This window comes from Streptomyces justiciae (assembly GCF_015163075.1).
In the GTDB taxonomy this organism is placed as follows: Bacteria; Actinomycetota; Actinomycetes; order Streptomycetales; family Streptomycetaceae; genus Streptomyces; species Streptomyces justiciae.
Window position 1 is genome coordinate 427,462 of record NZ_JADDXU010000006.1, and the last position, 14,740, is coordinate 442,201.

14 protein-coding genes are annotated in these 14,740 nt (G+C 72.7%); 7 read left to right on the forward strand and 7 right to left on the reverse strand.

Features of this window, described 5'->3' with window-relative positions:
• Nucleotides 1–177: 177 nt before the first annotated feature.
• On the reverse strand, nt 178–1,278 hold the full coding sequence (locus tag IQ210_RS19830; RefSeq protein ID WP_194080375.1) for a pyridoxal-phosphate-dependent aminotransferase family protein: 1,101 nt from the start codon (nt 1,276–1,278) through the stop codon (nt 178–180).
• Between the two features lie 219 nt (nt 1,279–1,497).
• Here IQ210_RS19830 and IQ210_RS19835 point away from each other — a divergent pair, with 219 nt between their 5' ends.
• From IQ210_RS19835 to IQ210_RS19865, 7 genes are all read left to right on the forward strand, one after another.
• Nucleotides 1,498–2,361: a transporter substrate-binding domain-containing protein gene (locus IQ210_RS19835; protein WP_194080376.1), complete on the forward strand. Its 864-nt coding sequence runs from the start codon at nt 1,498–1,500 to the stop codon at nt 2,359–2,361.
• A gap of 4 nt (nt 2,362–2,365) precedes the next feature.
• On the forward strand, nt 2,366–3,199 hold the full coding sequence (locus tag IQ210_RS19840; RefSeq protein WP_194080377.1) for an amino acid ABC transporter permease: 834 nt from the start codon (nt 2,366–2,368) through the stop codon (nt 3,197–3,199).
• The gene (locus IQ210_RS19845; protein WP_194080378.1) at nt 3,196–3,993 is read left to right on the forward strand and encodes an amino acid ABC transporter ATP-binding protein; all 798 of its coding nucleotides are present in this window, start codon (nt 3,196–3,198) and stop codon (nt 3,991–3,993) included. Before IQ210_RS19840 ends, IQ210_RS19845 begins: the two co-directional genes overlap by 4 nt.
• A gap of 55 nt (nt 3,994–4,048) precedes the next feature.
• Nucleotides 4,049–4,825, forward strand: a complete 777-nt coding sequence (locus IQ210_RS19850; protein ID WP_194080379.1) for a PIG-L deacetylase family protein — start codon at nt 4,049–4,051, stop codon at nt 4,823–4,825.
• A gap of 30 nt (nt 4,826–4,855) precedes the next feature.
• Nucleotides 4,856–5,947: an amidohydrolase family protein gene (locus tag IQ210_RS19855; protein WP_194080380.1), complete on the forward strand. Its 1,092-nt coding sequence runs from the start codon at nt 4,856–4,858 to the stop codon at nt 5,945–5,947.
• A gap of 254 nt (nt 5,948–6,201) precedes the next feature.
• Nucleotides 6,202–7,107, forward strand: coding sequence for an SCO1860 family LAETG-anchored protein (locus IQ210_RS19860; protein ID WP_194080381.1), 906 nt, complete (start codon nt 6,202–6,204; stop codon nt 7,105–7,107).
• A gap of 183 nt (nt 7,108–7,290) precedes the next feature.
• The gene (locus IQ210_RS19865) at nt 7,291–8,346 is read left to right on the forward strand and encodes a LacI family DNA-binding transcriptional regulator (protein ID WP_194080382.1); all 1,056 of its coding nucleotides are present in this window, start codon (nt 7,291–7,293) and stop codon (nt 8,344–8,346) included.
• 23 nt (nt 8,347–8,369) lie between these two features.
• Here IQ210_RS19865 and cobC read toward each other — a convergent pair whose 3' ends face one another.
• The 6 genes from cobC to cobM are packed head-to-tail and all read right to left on the reverse strand — an operon-like array spanning nt 8,370 to nt 14,696.
• Nucleotides 8,370–9,446, reverse strand: coding sequence for an Rv2231c family pyridoxal phosphate-dependent protein CobC (gene cobC, locus IQ210_RS19870; RefSeq protein WP_194080470.1), 1,077 nt, complete (start codon nt 9,444–9,446; stop codon nt 8,370–8,372).
• On the reverse strand, nt 9,436–10,368 hold the full coding sequence (locus tag IQ210_RS19875; protein WP_194080383.1) for a sirohydrochlorin chelatase: 933 nt from the start codon (nt 10,366–10,368) through the stop codon (nt 9,436–9,438). Before IQ210_RS19875 ends, cobC begins: the two co-directional genes overlap by 11 nt.
• On the reverse strand, nt 10,365–10,952 hold the full coding sequence (locus IQ210_RS19880) for a precorrin-8X methylmutase (protein ID WP_194080384.1): 588 nt from the start codon (nt 10,950–10,952) through the stop codon (nt 10,365–10,367). The genes IQ210_RS19875 and IQ210_RS19880 overlap by 4 nt, the downstream gene beginning before the upstream one ends.
• Nucleotides 10,949–12,649 carry a precorrin-3B C(17)-methyltransferase gene (gene cobJ / locus IQ210_RS19885; RefSeq protein WP_194080385.1) on the reverse strand — a complete coding sequence of 567 codons (1,701 nt, stop codon included), beginning with the start codon at nt 12,647–12,649 and terminating at the stop codon, nt 10,949–10,951. Before cobJ ends, IQ210_RS19880 begins: the two co-directional genes overlap by 4 nt.
• Nucleotides 12,646–13,881 (reverse strand): precorrin-6y C5,15-methyltransferase (decarboxylating) subunit CbiE, encoded by a 1,236-nt coding sequence (gene cbiE, locus IQ210_RS19890; RefSeq protein WP_194080386.1) that lies wholly within the window; start codon nt 13,879–13,881, stop codon nt 12,646–12,648. The genes cobJ and cbiE overlap by 4 nt, the downstream gene beginning before the upstream one ends.
• The gene (gene cobM / locus IQ210_RS19895; RefSeq protein WP_194080387.1) at nt 13,878–14,696 is read right to left on the reverse strand and encodes a precorrin-4 C(11)-methyltransferase; all 819 of its coding nucleotides are present in this window, start codon (nt 14,694–14,696) and stop codon (nt 13,878–13,880) included. The genes cbiE and cobM overlap by 4 nt, the downstream gene beginning before the upstream one ends.
• Nucleotides 14,697–14,740 lie beyond the last annotated feature (44 nt).

Below are 14,740 nucleotides of genomic sequence, written 5' to 3' on the forward strand. Positions count from 1 at the left end.
TCCGAGGACGAGGCGGCACCTTTGAACGCCGCCCCGCATCCCTCAGCCCGTCCGGCGTTTGAGGACGAGGCCCCTTCAGGGCCGACGGGGGTCCAGGGGGCGGAGCCCCCTGGCGGGGTCGAAGGGGCGGAGCCCCTTCAGGATGGGACGGGTAGGGGCGGCGGGGGCGAAAACCCTCTACCGCCACCCACCCTCAACCGCCCGCAACGCCCCCTCCACATCCACACCCAGCCCCCGCTCCGCCAGCGCCGCACCGAGCGCCGCCAAACTCGCCCGCACCGCCCCCGGCGTAGCGTCCACCCCGTAGTGGTTCACCCGGATCATCTCCTTGGCCAGCGCACCCCCACCCGCGGCCAGCGGCAACGCCGGATCCGAGGCCAACGCCCGAGCCACCAGCTCGGACGCCACCACCCCGGCAGGCGCCCGCAGCGTCGTGGCGACCGGCGCGGCATCCCGAGCCTCGTACACGTACGGCTCAAGCCCCCCGCCCAACGCCACCGCACCCGCCCGAGTCGCGGAGGCGGCCGCCGCATGCCGGGCCATCACCGCATCCAGCCCGACCTCCTCGATCCGCTCGACACACGCCTCAAGGGCAAGCATCTCCAGCTGCGCCGGCGCGTGCAGAAGCGCCTTGCGGCCGCCGTCGACCCACCGCTCCTTCCAGTCCAGCAGCGACAGATACGACCGCCGCGGCGCCCGCGGGTTCGCCGCCATCCGCGCCCACGCCCGCTCGCTCACCGACACCGCCGACACCCCGGCCGGCCCGCCCATCGCCTTCTGCGCCCCGATCACGCACAGGTCGACCCCCCACGCGTCCGGCAGCACCGGCTCCGCGCCGATCGAGGCGACCGCGTCCAGGTAGAACAGCGCGCCGTGCTCCCGTACGACCTCCCCGATCTCCGCGACCGGGTTGGTGTTGCCGGTGGCCGCCTCCGCGTGCACCAGCGACACGAAGTCGATCGACGGGTGTTCGGTGAAGGCCTGACGGATCTGCTCGGCCGTGACGGCGGTGTGGAAGGGTACCGCGAGGTCGATGACCGTCGCCCCGCAGTCTCGCAGCCAGTCCCCGAAGGTCTGCCCGTAGGGGCCGGTGATGACGTTCAGCGCGACGGTCCCCGGTCCCGCCGTCGCCCGGATCGCCCCCTCCAGCGGCAGCAGCGCCTCACCCTGCATGATCACGACGTCCTGCTCGGTGCTCAGCAGCCGCGCCACGCGGTCCTCGATCGACGCGAAGTGCGCGGCGCTCAGCGGGGCCAGGTCAAGGAACGGGTGCGTCACTGCGGTGCTCTCTTCGCTCACTGGGGTAGACGTGATCGAGGGTAACCGCCCCACGTCCACCACCACCGACCGGTGCCGCACGGACCGTCCATCACCGCCCGCGGCCGACCACCCCCGTGCTTCTTAGGCTGAACGGCCTCCCGACCATCGCTTTGGTTTGAGAGACCCAAACCTTTCCTTATAATCGGAACCCACAGTTCCCCCACAGGAGGCTCCCCCGTGAAGACGATCCTCGGGCGCCGGACCCGCATCCTGGCCGCCACCACCGCGACGGCCGGGCTCCTGCTCGTGGCCGGCTGCTCCTCGGACGACGACGGCGGCAGCGGCACCAAGACCGCCGCCGGTGGCGTCGAGCTCGTCAAGGCGGGCCAGCTCACCACCTGCACCCACCTGCCCTACCCGCCCTTCCAGTCGGAGATCGACGGCAAGGTGCAGGGCTTCGACGTCTCGCTGATCGACCTGGTCGCCGACGACCTCGGCGTGAAGCAGGAGATCCTCGACACCCCCTTCGAGAACTTCAAGACGGGCGCCTTCCTCAACTCCGGCGAGTGCGACGTCGCCGCGGCCGGCATGACCATCACCGAGGAGCGCAAGAAGAACGTCGACTTCTCGGACCCGTACTTCGACGCCACCCAGGCCCTGCTCGTCGACAAGGACAGCGGGATCACCTCCCTCGCCGACGCCAAGGCCAAGAAGGTCAAGCTCGGCGCCCAGGCCCAGACCACCGGCGAGGACTACGCCAAGAGCCAGGGCTTCGACCCGGTCTCCTTCGAGTCCTCCGACGCCGTCCTCAACGGCCTGCGCTCCGGCCAGGTCAAGGCCGTCGTCATCGACTACCCGGTGGTCCAGGGCTGGCTGAAGGACAAGGCCAACTCCGACGCCTTCTCCGTGGCTGAGCAGATCAACACCGGTGAGCAGTACGGCTTCACGGTGAAGAAGGGCAACACCAAGCTCCTCGCCGCCATCAACAAGGCCCTCGCCGACGCCAAGGCCGACGGCACCTACAAGAAGCTGTACGAGAAGTGGATCGGCCCGTACGACGCCTCGGCGGCCTCCGCCTCCCCGTCCGCGTCGGCATCCTGACCCCATGGCTGATACGGACGTACAGATCCAGCCCAGGAAGAAGGGCCTGACCCGGCGTCAGAAGCGCAGTCTGTCGCGCGGCGCGCAGTACGTGGTGTTCGTCGGCGCCGTGATCGCCTTCGCGGTGTCGGCGGACTGGGACCGGCTGAAGAACCAGTTCGCCCAGTGGGACATCGCCAAGGAGATGTTCCCGGACGTCATCACGCTGGCGCTCAAGAACACCGTGCTGTACACGCTGTCCGGCTTCGCCTTCGGGCTCGTGCTCGGCATGGTCATAGCACTGATGCGGCTGTCGTCGGTGGGCCCGTACCGCTGGTTCGCCGGCGTCTACATCGAGATCTTCCGCGGCCTGCCCGCCCTGCTGATCTTCATCTTCATCGGCGTGGCCGTGCCGCTCGCCTTCCCCGGGACCGAGATCCCCGGCGGCACCTACGGCAAGGTCGCGCTCGCGCTCGGCCTGGTCGCCGCGGCCTACATGGCGGAGACGATCCGCGCCGGCATCCAGGCGGTCCCCAAGGGGCAGATGGAGGCGGCCCGTTCACTGGGCTTCTCGCCCGCGCGGGCCATGGTCTCGATCATCATCCCGCAGGCGTTCCGCATCATCCTGCCGCCGCTCACCAACGAACTCGTCCTGCTCTTCAAGGACTCCTCGCTGGTGCTGTTCCTCGGCGTCACCCTGGAGGAGCGCGAACTGTCCAAGTACGGCCGCGATCTGGCCAGCCAGACCGCCAACTCCACGCCGATCCTCGTCGCAGGGCTGTGCTATCTGCTGGTGACGATCCCGCTCGGCTTCGTCGTCCGCCGTATGGAGGCCAAGGCCCAGGAGGCGGTCAAGTGACCAGCACCGCAGAGATCCAAGTCCGGGGCCTGCACAAGTCGTTCGGCGCCAACGAGGTCCTCAAGGGCATCGACCTGGAGATCGGACGCGGCGAGGTCGTCTGTGTCATCGGCCCCTCCGGCTCCGGCAAGTCCACGCTGCTGCGCTGCGTGAACCTCCTCGAAGAGCCCACCAAGGGCCAGGTCTTCGTCGGCGGCACCGAACTCACCGACCCGGACGTCGACATCGACGCCGTACGCCGCCGTATCGGCATGGTCTTCCAGCAGTTCAACCTCTTCCCGCACCTCACCGTGACCGAGAACCTCACGCTCCCGCAGCGCCGGGTCCTCAGGCGCGGCAAGGCGGAGGCGGCGAAGGTGGCCGCCGAGAACCTGGAACGCGTCGGCCTGTCGGAGAAGGCGGACGCCTACCCGGCCTCCCTCTCCGGCGGCCAGCAGCAGCGCGTCGCCATCGCCCGCTCGCTCTCCATGGGCCCGGAGGTGATGCTCTTCGACGAGCCGACCTCGGCGCTCGACCCCGAACTCGTGGGCGACGTCCTCGCGGTGATGCGGATGCTCGCCGACGAGGGCATGACGATGATGGTCGTCACCCACGAGATGACCTTCGCGCGCGAGGTCGCCGACCGGGTCGTCTTCATGGACGGTGGAGTGATCGTCGAGGACGGCGTCCCCGCCCAGGTCATCGGCAACCCGAGCCACGAACGCACCCGCCACTTCCTGTCCCGCCTCCTCGACCCGGCGATGGCCGACGTGGAGGAGGAGACGTCCGACCAGGTGGGTGGCAAGACCGACTGAAGAGGGACATACGCTCCTCTGTCCCTCGCACGCCGCCAACCGTCATCATTCGGTCATGACACCCCAAGAGGAGACGGGCACCACGCTGCCGCCGCTGCCGGAGGACTGGGAACGCTGTCTGGCCGTGGCGGCCCACCCGGACGACATCGAGTACGGGACCGCCTCGGCCGTGGCCCGCTGGACGGCCCAGGGCAAGCAGGTCACGTATCTGCTGGCCACCCGCGGCGAGGCCGGCATCGACGGCCTCCACCCCGATCAGGCGGCTCCACTGCGCGAGGCCGAGGAACGCGCCGGGGCCCGTGAAGTGGGCGTGGACACGGTCGAGTTCCTCGACCACCGGGACGGCGTGATCGAGTACGGGCCCGCCCTGCGCCGGGACATCGTCCGCGCGATCCGCCGCCACCGGCCCGACATCCTCGTGACCGGCGCGTACACCGTCCGCATGGTCGCCGGCGTGGTCAACCAGGCCGACCATCGCGTGGTCGGCCTCGCCGCGCTCGACGCCGCCCGGGACGCGGGCAACCGCTGGATCTTCCCCGAACTCGCCGACGAGGGCCTCGAACCCTGGGGCGGCGTCCGCTTCGTGTGCCTCGCCGGCGCCGAACGCCCCACCCACGGCGTGGACGTCACCGGCGCACCCCTGGAACGCGGCATCGCCTCCCTCGCCGCCCACGCCGAGTACACCAAGGGCCTCGGCGCCGGCAGCTTCGAACCCCGCCCCTTCCTGACCTGGGCGGCCCACCAGGGCGGCCCCGCACTCGGCGTCGAGGCCGCGGTCCTCTTCGACGTCCACATGCTCGCCTTCGAGGGCCCGCCGCCCTGGGAGCAGTGACCTGCCAGAGCTCCTATTAAGGTGCGAGGCATGAGCGATCACGCGGTGCTGCACGTCAAGGGACGGATCCTGGTCGGACCCGAGGAGGTCCGCGACGAGCTGTGGATCGTCGACGGCCGGATCTCCTACGACCGTCCCGCCGGCGCCCGTGACATCCGTACCGTCGTCGGCTGGGCCCTGCCGGGCCTGGTCGACGCGCACTGCCATGTCGGCCTCGGCCCGCACGGCCCGGTCCCGGAGGACGTCGCCGAGAAGCAGGCGCTCACCGACCGCGAGGCCGGCACCCTGCTGATCCGCGACGCCGGTTCCCCCTCGGACACCCGCTGGACCGACGACCGCGAGGACCTCCCGAAGATCATCCGCGCCGGCCGGCACATCGCCCGCACCCGCCGCTACATCCGCGGCTACGCCCACGAGATCGAGCCGGACGACCTGGTCGCGTACGTCGCCCAGGAGGCCCGGCGCGGCGACGGCTGGGTCAAGCTGGTCGGCGACTGGATCGACCGCGACCTCGGCGACCTGTCCGCGGTCTGGCCCCGGGACGCCCTCGACGCGGCCATCGCCGAGGCCCACCGCCTCGGCGCCCGGGTCACCGCCCACTGCTTCTCCGCGGACTCCCTCCCGAACCTGGTCGGCGCCGGCATCGACTGCGTCGAGCACGCCACCGGGCTGACCGAGGAACTGATCCCGCTCTTCGTCGAACACGGCGTGGCGATCGTCCCGACCCTGGTCAACATCGCCACCTTCCCGCAGCTCGCGGCGGGCGGCGAGGACAAGTTCCCCCGCTGGTCGGCCCACATGCGGCGACTGCACGAGCGGCGCTACGACACCGTACGGTCCGCCTACGACGCCGGCATCCCGGTGTACGTCGGCACCGACGCCGGCGGCACCCTCCCGCACGGTCTGGTCGCGGCCGAGGTCGCGGAACTGGTCACCGCCGGCATCCCGCCGGTCGAGGCCCTCGCGGCGACGACCTGGAAAGCCCGGACCTGGCTCGGCCGCCCCGGCCTGGAGGAGGGCGCCCCGGCCGACCTCGTGGTCTACGCGTCCGATCCGCGCGCCGACGTCCGCGTACTGGCGGACCCGCAGCGCGTCGTCCTCAACGGCCGGGTCACCGCCTGAGCCACGTTGACGCAGCGTAACCAGCGACCGATCTGGCTCGTTCTGCACTCCCGCTCACGCGCCGCCCCGTCAACGGGCGCGCTCGCACAGAAGGGGGTACGGGGGTGACTTCGAGGAACACCCGTGCCGCATGAATCGAAAAGGTTCACGGGAGCACCACGTTGGGGTGAAGTCCCGTCGGACTGCTGACTGTTCACTCTCAGTGCGTAATTCTTGCCGAGTCCCGAGCAAGTCTCCTCTGAGGGGTCCCCACCTTGAACGGCAAGAACTTCCGTATGCCCGCACGCCGTCTCGCGACCGTCGCGACGGCCACCGCCCTGGCCGCAGGTCCCGCGGCCCTGGCGGGCGCGGGGTCCGCACACGCCACCGGCGACGAGGGCCGCGCGAGCGCCGTCGTCCTGCGCACCGGGCTCGACGTGTCCCTGCTCAACAAGACCGTGAACGTCCCGCTCGCGGTCTCCCTGAACGAAGTGCAGGCGCCGCAGAGCGCCGAGAAGACCGCGCTGACCGCCGAGTTGAACGGCGTGAACAACGGCCAGGCCTTCAGCGTCCTGAACGCCGAGGTGGCGTCGGCGAAGGCGAACGTCACCGCGACCAAGGCCGAGGCCTCGACCAACCTGGCGCACGCCAAGCTCCATGTCCCCGGCCTGCCGCTGCTCTCGGTCGTCGAGCTCGGCGCCGTCAAGTCCGAGGCGGTCTGCGAGGCCGGTAAGACGCCGGTCGCCACGTCCAACGTGCTCGGTGACGTCACCGTCCTCGGCAAGAAGGTCACGCTGAGCGCGGGCGGCCCGACCGAGGTGAAGGTCCCGGGCGTCGGCGAGGTCCGCCTCGACCTGTCCAAGCGCGAGACCACCTCGCGCACGGCCGCCGCCACCGCCCTCGAACTCACCGTCTCCGTCAACCCGTTGAAGCTCAACGTGGCCGAGGTCGAGGGCACCCTGACCCTGGCGAAGGCCACCTGCGAGGCCCCGGCGGCACCCGCCTCCGCGGCGCCCTCGGAGACCCCAGCCGGTGACGTGAAGCCCCAAGGCGCCCCCGCCGAGGCCGGGTTGGCCGAGACCGGCGGCAACTCCCTGACCCCGTACATCGCGGGCGGCGCGATCGCCCTGCTCGTCGCGGGCGGAGGAGCGGTCGCGGTGGCGCGGCGCGGCAGGAACTGACCCCGCGCTGACCCACCCGGCCCGTCCGACGCCCACGGCACCCTCGGGGTGCCCTCCGACGCCCACAGCAGCACCCTTGGGGCCCTCCCCGCAGCGGCGGGCCCGCGGCGGCGACAGAATGGTCCGCCAAGGGCTACGCGGCCGACGCGTGCCGGGCCGCCGGTGGGACAGGAGACGCGGGGGATGGGCAACGACAAGGCAGGCAAGGGGCGGGTCACGATCCGCGAGGTCGCCGAGCGGGCGGGCGTGTCCACGGCGACCGCGTCCCGCGCGCTCAGCGGCAACCATCCCGTGCCGCCCACCACCCGGGCCCGCGTCCTGCGCGCCGCCCGCGACCTCGACTACGTCGCCAACGCCCACGCACGCGCCCTGGTGGGCGGCGGCCGCAAGACGGTCGCGGTCGTCGTCCGCCAGGTCACCAGCCCCTTCTACGCCCAGGTCGCCGAGGGCGTAGAGGCCGAGGCCGCCGACCGGGGCTGGCTGTGCGTGGTCGGCACGACGGGCGGGGACCCGCAGCGGGAGATGGAGTTCGTGCAGCTCATGCGGGAGGAGGGCGCGCGGCTGGTGATCCTGGTCGGCGGGGTCGTCGAGGACGACGCGTACCGCTCCCGCGTGACGCACTACGCGCAGGCCCTCGACGCGAGCGGGGCCCGCCTCGTGCTGTGCGGCCGACCCGCCCCCGATCCGGAGATCCCGGCCCTGGTCGTCGAGTTCGACAACGAGGCGGGGGCCCGCGCGATCACCGGGCATCTGCTGTCGGCGGGGCACCGGCGGATCGTCTTCCTGGGAGGCCTGCCCGGGAACACGGCCCTGGACGCGCGCGTCGCCGGCTACCGGGCCGCGCTCGCCGAGCACCGGGTCCCGGCCGCCGACGCCCGGGTCGTCGACTGCGGCCTCGGACGGGCGGCCGGACTCCGGGCGATGACCGAACTCCTCAAGGAGACACGGGACTTCACCGCCGTGGTCGCCGGGGACGACATGGTCGCCGCGGGTGCGCTGCGCGCCATCGCCGACGCCGGCCTGCGGGTGCCGGAGGACGTCTCCGTCGTCGGCTACAACGACATCCCGCTCGCCGAGGACTTCAACCCGCCGCTCACGACGGTGCGTACGCCCGCCGAGGAACTGGGGCGGGCGGCGGTCCGGATAGCGCTGCGAGACCCGGACCAGGCCGCCGGCAGCCACCATGTGCTGGGCACGCACATCGTCGTACGCGGCAGCGTGAGCCACCCGCCGTCGTGAGCCCGCCGGGCCGTCGTGGCCGGTCAGTGCTGTGACAGCACCATCGCCTGGTCCAGCGCCTGGAGGAACGAGTTGACCGTTGTCCGGTCCCGCACCGCGAGCCGCAGCCACTCCTCGTCCAGGCCGGGGAACGTGTCCCCGCGCCGCACCGCGAAACCGAGGTCGCGCAAGTGCCGGCGCACGGCGGCGGCCCGCGGCAGGCGTACGAGGACGAAGGGGCCCTCCGCCGGTTCGGCCACCCTGAGTCCGTCCGGGGCGAACTCCCGCAGCCCGGCGACGAGATGGGCCCGGTCGGCGGCGATCCGGTGGGCCGCGTGGGCCGCCTCGGCCAGTGCCTGCGGCTGCACGCAGGCCCGCGCAGCCGCGAGCGCCGGGGTGGACACCGGCCACAGCGGCTGGGCCCGTTCCAGTTCCTCGATGGTCTCCGGGGCGGCGAGGACGTAACCGATGCGCAGCCCGGCCAGCCCCCAGGTCTTGGTCAGGCTGCGCAGGACGACGAGTCCGGGGACGTCGGTGCGTCCCGCGAGCGCCTCCCGCTCGGCCGGCACCGCGTCCATGAACGCCTCGTCCACCACCAACGTCCGTCCGGGGCGGGCCAGTCGGGCGATCGTGTCCGCCGGGTGCAGGACCGACGTCGGGTTCGTCGGGTTGCCGATCACCACCAGGTCGGCATCCTCGGGGACGGCCGCCGGGTCGAGTCGGAAGCCGTCCTCCTCGCGCAGCAGCAGCCGGTTGACGGTGTGCCCCGCGTCCCGCAGCGCCGCCTCCGGCTCCGTGAACTGCGGGTGCACGACCAGCGGCTGACGAACCCTCAGCGCCCGTGCGAGCAGCACGAAGGCCTCCGCGGCGCCGGCCGTGAGCAGCACCCGCTCCGCGGGCAGCCCGTGCCGGGCCGCGACCGCCTCACGCGCCTCACGGCCGTCCGGATAGGCGGCCAGCCCGGTCAGCGACTCGGCGATCCGCTCCCGCAGCCATCTCGGGGGCGTGTCCGCGCGGACGTTCACGGCGAGGTCGGTGAGCCGCGCCCCGTCGTCCCGGACCTCAGCGTCACCGTGGTGCCGCAGGTCGTGGCTGCCGGTGTCCTGTCTGTCAGTGTGCATGGGAGTGGGAGCCGTGGTGGTGGTGTCCATGGCCGTGATGATGGTGGCCGTCGTCGTCGGGGTGGAAGTGCGGCTGCTGCGGCAGGCCCACCTTGTCCTCGAAGCCGGGCAGCGCGATGCGGTACACGCACGAGTCGCAGTTCATCCGCAGATCACCCTTGATCGCCTCCTCGTACCGCTCCATCACCAGGTCGAGCAGCTCCGGCTCCGGACCGATGACGTCGGCCGAGCGCACCTCGACCTCGGGGTGGGCGGCGGCCCAGCCCTCGGTCTGCTGCCGGACGCGGTCCGGGAGGATGCCGGTGAACAGGAAGTAGGGCAGGACGACGATCCGCTGCGCGCCCAGCTTCACGCACCGGTCCAGTCCGCTCGGCACGTCCGGCGCCGCCAGCGACACGAACGCCGTCTCGACACCCGCGTACCCGCGCCCCTCCCACAGCAGCCGCGCCGCCTTGTGCACCTCGGCGTTGGCGTCCGGGTCGGTGGAACCGCGCCCGACGAGCAGCACGGTGACGTCGGCGAGGTCGCCGGGCGCGCGCCCCTCGGTGCCCAGCGCCTCCTCCAGCCGCCGCTCCAGGACGTTCAGCACCGACGGATGCGGGCCCAGCGGACGGCCGTAGGTGTACGAGATCCCCGGGTGCCGTTCCTTCTCGCGGGCCAGCGCCGCCGGGATGTCGCCCTTGGCGTGACCGGCGGAGACCAGCATCAGCGGCACGGCGGCGAACCGTCGTACGCCTCTGTCCACCAGCTCGGTGACGGCCTCGCCCAACGGCGGCGGGGACAGTTCGATGAAGCCGCCCGCGACGGGCAGTTCGGGGTGGCGGCGCCCCAACTCCCGTACGAAGTCGCGGAACGCCTCGGCCCCGGCCTCGTCCCGGGTGCCGTGGCCGGCGATGAGCAGAGCGGGCTGGGGGGTGGTCACGATTTCTCCTCGGTGGAAACGGGGTGGTACAGCAGGGCGTTGAGCGCGGCCGAGGCGACGGCCGACCCGCCCTTCTCGGACACGTTGCTCACGGCGGGCAGCCCGCTCTCACGCAACGCGGCCTTGGACTCGACCGCGCCGACGAAGCCGACGGGCAGACCGATGACGAGCGCCGGGGCGGCGTCCAGGGTGAGCAGCTCCTCCAGCGCGGTCGGCGCGTTGCCGATCACCCAGAGGGCACCGGGGCCGACCTGCTCGTAGGCGAGCCGGATCGCGTGCGCGGAGCGGGTCAGGCCCGGACCGGCCACGGCGTCGCGGAGCCGGCAGACGGTCTCGCGCCGGGTGATCCCGGCGGCCACCATCTCGACGTCCACGACGACGGGCGCCCCGCCGTGCAGCGCGGCATGAGCCTTCTCCAGCTCGCCCTCGTCCATGACGAGGTCGTCGGCGTACTCCAGGTCGGCGGCCGAGTGGATGACCCTCTCGACCACTGTCCGGGTCAGCGGCGGGAAGTGCGAGGTGTCCAGGCGGGCCCGCAGCCGCCGGTAGGACTCCGCCTCGATGGGGTGGACCTCACGGATCACTTGGAGCCCTCCTCTGCGGTCTGCCAGCGGTAGCCGCGCGGTGTCACCATGCGCCCCGCGATGTCCCGGGTCGCCGTGTTGCCGACGGTCACGACCGTCATCATGTCGACCGTCGCCGGGTCCAGGGACCCCAGTGTCGTGAGCCGACTGGACTCGTCCGGCCGCGACGCGTTCCGTACGACCCCGACCGGCGTCGTCGGCTCTCGGTGCTCGGCGAGGATCGCCAGCGCCTTCGGCAGCTGCCAGTCGCGGCCCCGGGAGCGCGGGTTGTAGAAGGTGACCACGATGTCCGCCTCGGCCGCCGCCCGCACCCGCCGCTCGATGACCTCCCACGGAGTGTGCAGGTCGGAGAGGCTGATGGAGACGTGGTCGTGGCCCAGCGGGGCGCCCAGGATCGCTGCGGCGGCGAGCGCGGCCGTCACCCCGGGCACACCGACGACCTCGATGTCGTCGGAGGCCTCGGCGAGCGCGGGGGAGGCCATGGCGTACACGCCCGCGTCCCCGCTGCCGATCAGCGCGACGGCCTGCCCCTTACGGGCCTCCGCCACGGCCGTCCGGGCCCGCTCCTCCTCGGCCCCGAGACCCGACTCCAGGATCACGGTGCCGGGCCGCAGCAGATCGCGGATCTGGTCGACGTACTGGTCCAGGCCGACCAGCACGGCAGCGCCCCGCAACTCCGCCTTCGCGCGCGGGGTCAGCAGGTCCCGGGCGCCGGGCCCGAGCCCGACCACCGCGAGCCGGCCGCGCGCGGGACGCCGTACGACGGCACAGGTAGCCATCGCGGGCAGCCCGTCCGCACGCTCCGACTTCCGCTTGGGTACGAGGAGTTCGCCGCCGGTCACGAGCGCGGCGGCCTCGGCGACGGACGGGGTGCCCACGGCGGCGAGGGGCGCGTCGGAGGGGTTGGGCACCTCGACGGCCTTGAGTTCCTCGGCGGAGTAGGTGACCAAGGGGACATTCAGCTCACGAGCCGCCCCGACGATGCCCGGCTCCTCGGACTTGGCGTCGACGGTGGCGAGTTCGGCGACGCAGAGACGGGACAGCCCCGCGTCGCGCAGGGCGCTCTCGATCAACTCCAGCACCTCCTCGACCGGCGCGCCCTTCGAGGCGCCGACGCCGACGACGAGGGACGGCGGCCGCAGGACGACCTCCTGCGAGGCGGGCTGGAGGAGACGGTCGGTGAGCCGGATGACGTGGTCACCCTCGGCCGAGACCTTCAGCGCGGGCAGCGGCCACGCCAACTCCGCCTCCAGCGCGACCGGTTCACCGTCGAGGAGCGCCCGCGAGACGGCGGCCACATCGCCTTCGACGGGGAAGCCGAGCGTGTCCAGCCCGGGCAGCCCGACCGCGTCCGTAGCCGTCGTGACGACCGGCTCCGCACCCAGCAACTCCCCGACCTCACGGGCGAGTTCATTGGCGCCGCCGCCGTGCCCGCCGACCAGCGACACGGCGAACCGGCTGCCCTCGTCGACGCACACCACACCCGGGTCGGACGTCTTGTCGCCGAGCAGCGGCGCGACGAGCCGCACCACGGCACCCGTGGCGAGGAAGCACACCAGCTGCTCGCACTCCGCGAACGCGGCCCGTACGGCGTCGCCGACGGGACCCTCGTACACGCGCGTCCGCTCCGGCCACGCCGCGGCCAGCCGGTCGCGCGCAGCCGCGCCCGCCGAGGTGGCGGAAATGAGGCCGATCACAGGGCAACTCCCTCATGAGAAACGGGGGTTCGGTACCCCCACAGCAGAAAAACAGGGTTGGTCGCCGCGAGCCGGGTCACGTCTCCCGGCAGCGGCGCCAGCCGCGACGACTGCAACAGCACGCCGTCGCAGGAGAACCCGGCGCCGGTGAGCGCCTCGCGCACGGCCGGCACCCGGTCCAGCGCGGCCATCGCCACGACGACCGTCCGCCGGGCGCGCCTCGCGCACGCGGTGACGATCGCGGGCAGTTCGCGCCCGCCGCCGCCGACGAACACGGCGTCGGGGTCGTCGAGATCGGACAGCACCGTGGGCGCGGCCCCGTGCACGGCCCGTACGTCGACCCCGTGCGCCACCGCGTTGGCGCGCACCCGCTCGACGCCGTCCAGGGTCTTCTCGACCGCGGTGACGGCGGCGCCGAGCCGCGCGCACTCCACGGCGACGGAACCGGAGCCCGCCCCGATGTCCCAGACGTGGTCGCCGAGACGAGGGCCGAGCCGGGCCAGCGCGAGGGCCCGTACCTCGAACTTGGTGATCATCGAGTCGCGGTGCGTGAACTCGCCCTCGTCCAGCGCCCATCGACCGGGGCCGACGTCGGACCCGGCGACCGTCCGCGCACCCGCGCCCAGCAGCCGCGTCTCGTCCAGGCACAGCACCACGCTGACCGACGTCCCCCAGTCACGGGCGGCGGCCTCGGCCGGTGTCACCCGCTCGACGCGCTCCTCGGCGGAGCCCAGCGCGGAGGCGACGACCAGCACCCGGGCGTCGGCCCGCAGCGCGGCGCCCAGCTCGGCGGGCCCGGACCCCGGCCCGGTCAGCACGGCGACCTTGGGCCGCGCCCGGCACACGTTGACGGCCGTCCGCAGCTCCCGCCCGTGCGCGCTGACCACGACCGCGTCGTCCCACGTCAGCCCGAGCCGCGCGAACGCGGCGGCGACGGACGACACCCCGGGCCGTACGTCCAACCGCTCGGACCCGAACCGCTCGGCCAGCGCCCGCACGACCCCGAAGAACCCGGGATCACCGGAGGCGAGCACGACGACCCGGCTCTCCACCTTCAGATGCCGCTCGATGACGTCCAGCGCGGGCGCGAGCGGCCCGAGGACGACCTGCTCGGCGTCGTCGGGCACGGGCGCGGACGCCAGATGACGCCGGCCGCCCACCACCAGCCGGGCCCCGGCCAGCACGTCGGCAGGAACCGGCGCCCCCGTCCCCGTACCGAAGACCGTGATCACGTACTCGCACCCCGCGCGCGCAGGGCCCGGCGGGCCTCCGGGTCGGCCTTGCGGTAGCCGTGGAAGTGGCCGGGGTGGTACAGGTGCGAGCGGGTGCCCTCGGCGTCGAGCGCGGGCCCGACCAGGAAGAGGGTGTGCTTCCAGAGCTTGTGCTCCTTGACCGTTTCCTCCAGCGTCTCGATCGTGCACCGCACGACGAGCTCCTCGGGCCAGGTGGCCTGGTAGGCGACGACGACCGGGGTGGAGGTCGGATAGCCGCCCTCCAGCAGCTCCCGCACCAGCTGACCGCTCCGCGCCGCCGACAGGAAGATCGCCATGGTGGTGCCGTGCTTGGCGAACTCCCGTACCTCCTCGCCGGGCGGCATCGGCGTCTTGCCGCCGCCGAGGCGGGTGAGCACCACGGACTGCGCGACCTCGGGAATGGTCAGCTCGCGCTGCGCGAGCGCGGCGACGGCGGAGAACGCGGAGACGCCGGGGATCACTTCGGTCGCGATGCCGATCCGGGCGCACCGGTCGAGCTGCTCCTGCGTACCGCCCCAGAGGGCGGGGTCGCCGGAGTGGATGCGGGCGACACGAAGGCCGTCCCGCAGGGCCCTCTGATAGACGGCGACGACGTCCTCCAGCGACATCGTCGCCGAGTCGAGGATCTCCGCGCCCTCGCGGGCATGCTCCAGGACCTCCGCCTGGACCAGGCTCGCCGCCCAGATCACGACGTCGGCCTCGGCGATGGCGCGCGCGGCACGGAACGTCAGCAGGTCGGCGGCGCCGGGTCCGGCACCGACGAAGGTCACCTTGCCGGTGGGGGCGTCGGCCATGGGTTCGGGTCCTCTCGTACGAAGAATCACTGGTGTGCGAACAG

What these genes read in the sequence shown, in the direction of transcription:
- IQ210_RS19840 (WP_194080377.1), top strand. Translation starts at nt 2,366, where the DNA reads ATGGCTGATACGGACGTACAGATCCAGCCCAGGAAGAAGGGCCTGACC.
- IQ210_RS19850 (WP_194080379.1), top strand. Translation starts at nt 4,049, where the DNA reads ATGACACCCCAAGAGGAGACGGGCACCACGCTGCCGCCGCTGCCGGAG.
- IQ210_RS19855 (WP_194080380.1), top strand. Translation starts at nt 4,856, where the DNA reads ATGAGCGATCACGCGGTGCTGCACGTCAAGGGACGGATCCTGGTCGGA.
- IQ210_RS19865 (WP_194080382.1), top strand. Translation starts at nt 7,291, where the DNA reads ATGGGCAACGACAAGGCAGGCAAGGGGCGGGTCACGATCCGCGAGGTC.
- cobC (WP_194080470.1), bottom strand. Translation starts at nt 9,446, where the DNA reads ATGCACACTGACAGACAGGACACCGGCAGCCACGACCTGCGGCACCAC.
- cobM (WP_194080387.1), bottom strand. Translation starts at nt 14,696, where the DNA reads ATGGCCGACGCCCCCACCGGCAAGGTGACCTTCGTCGGTGCCGGACCC.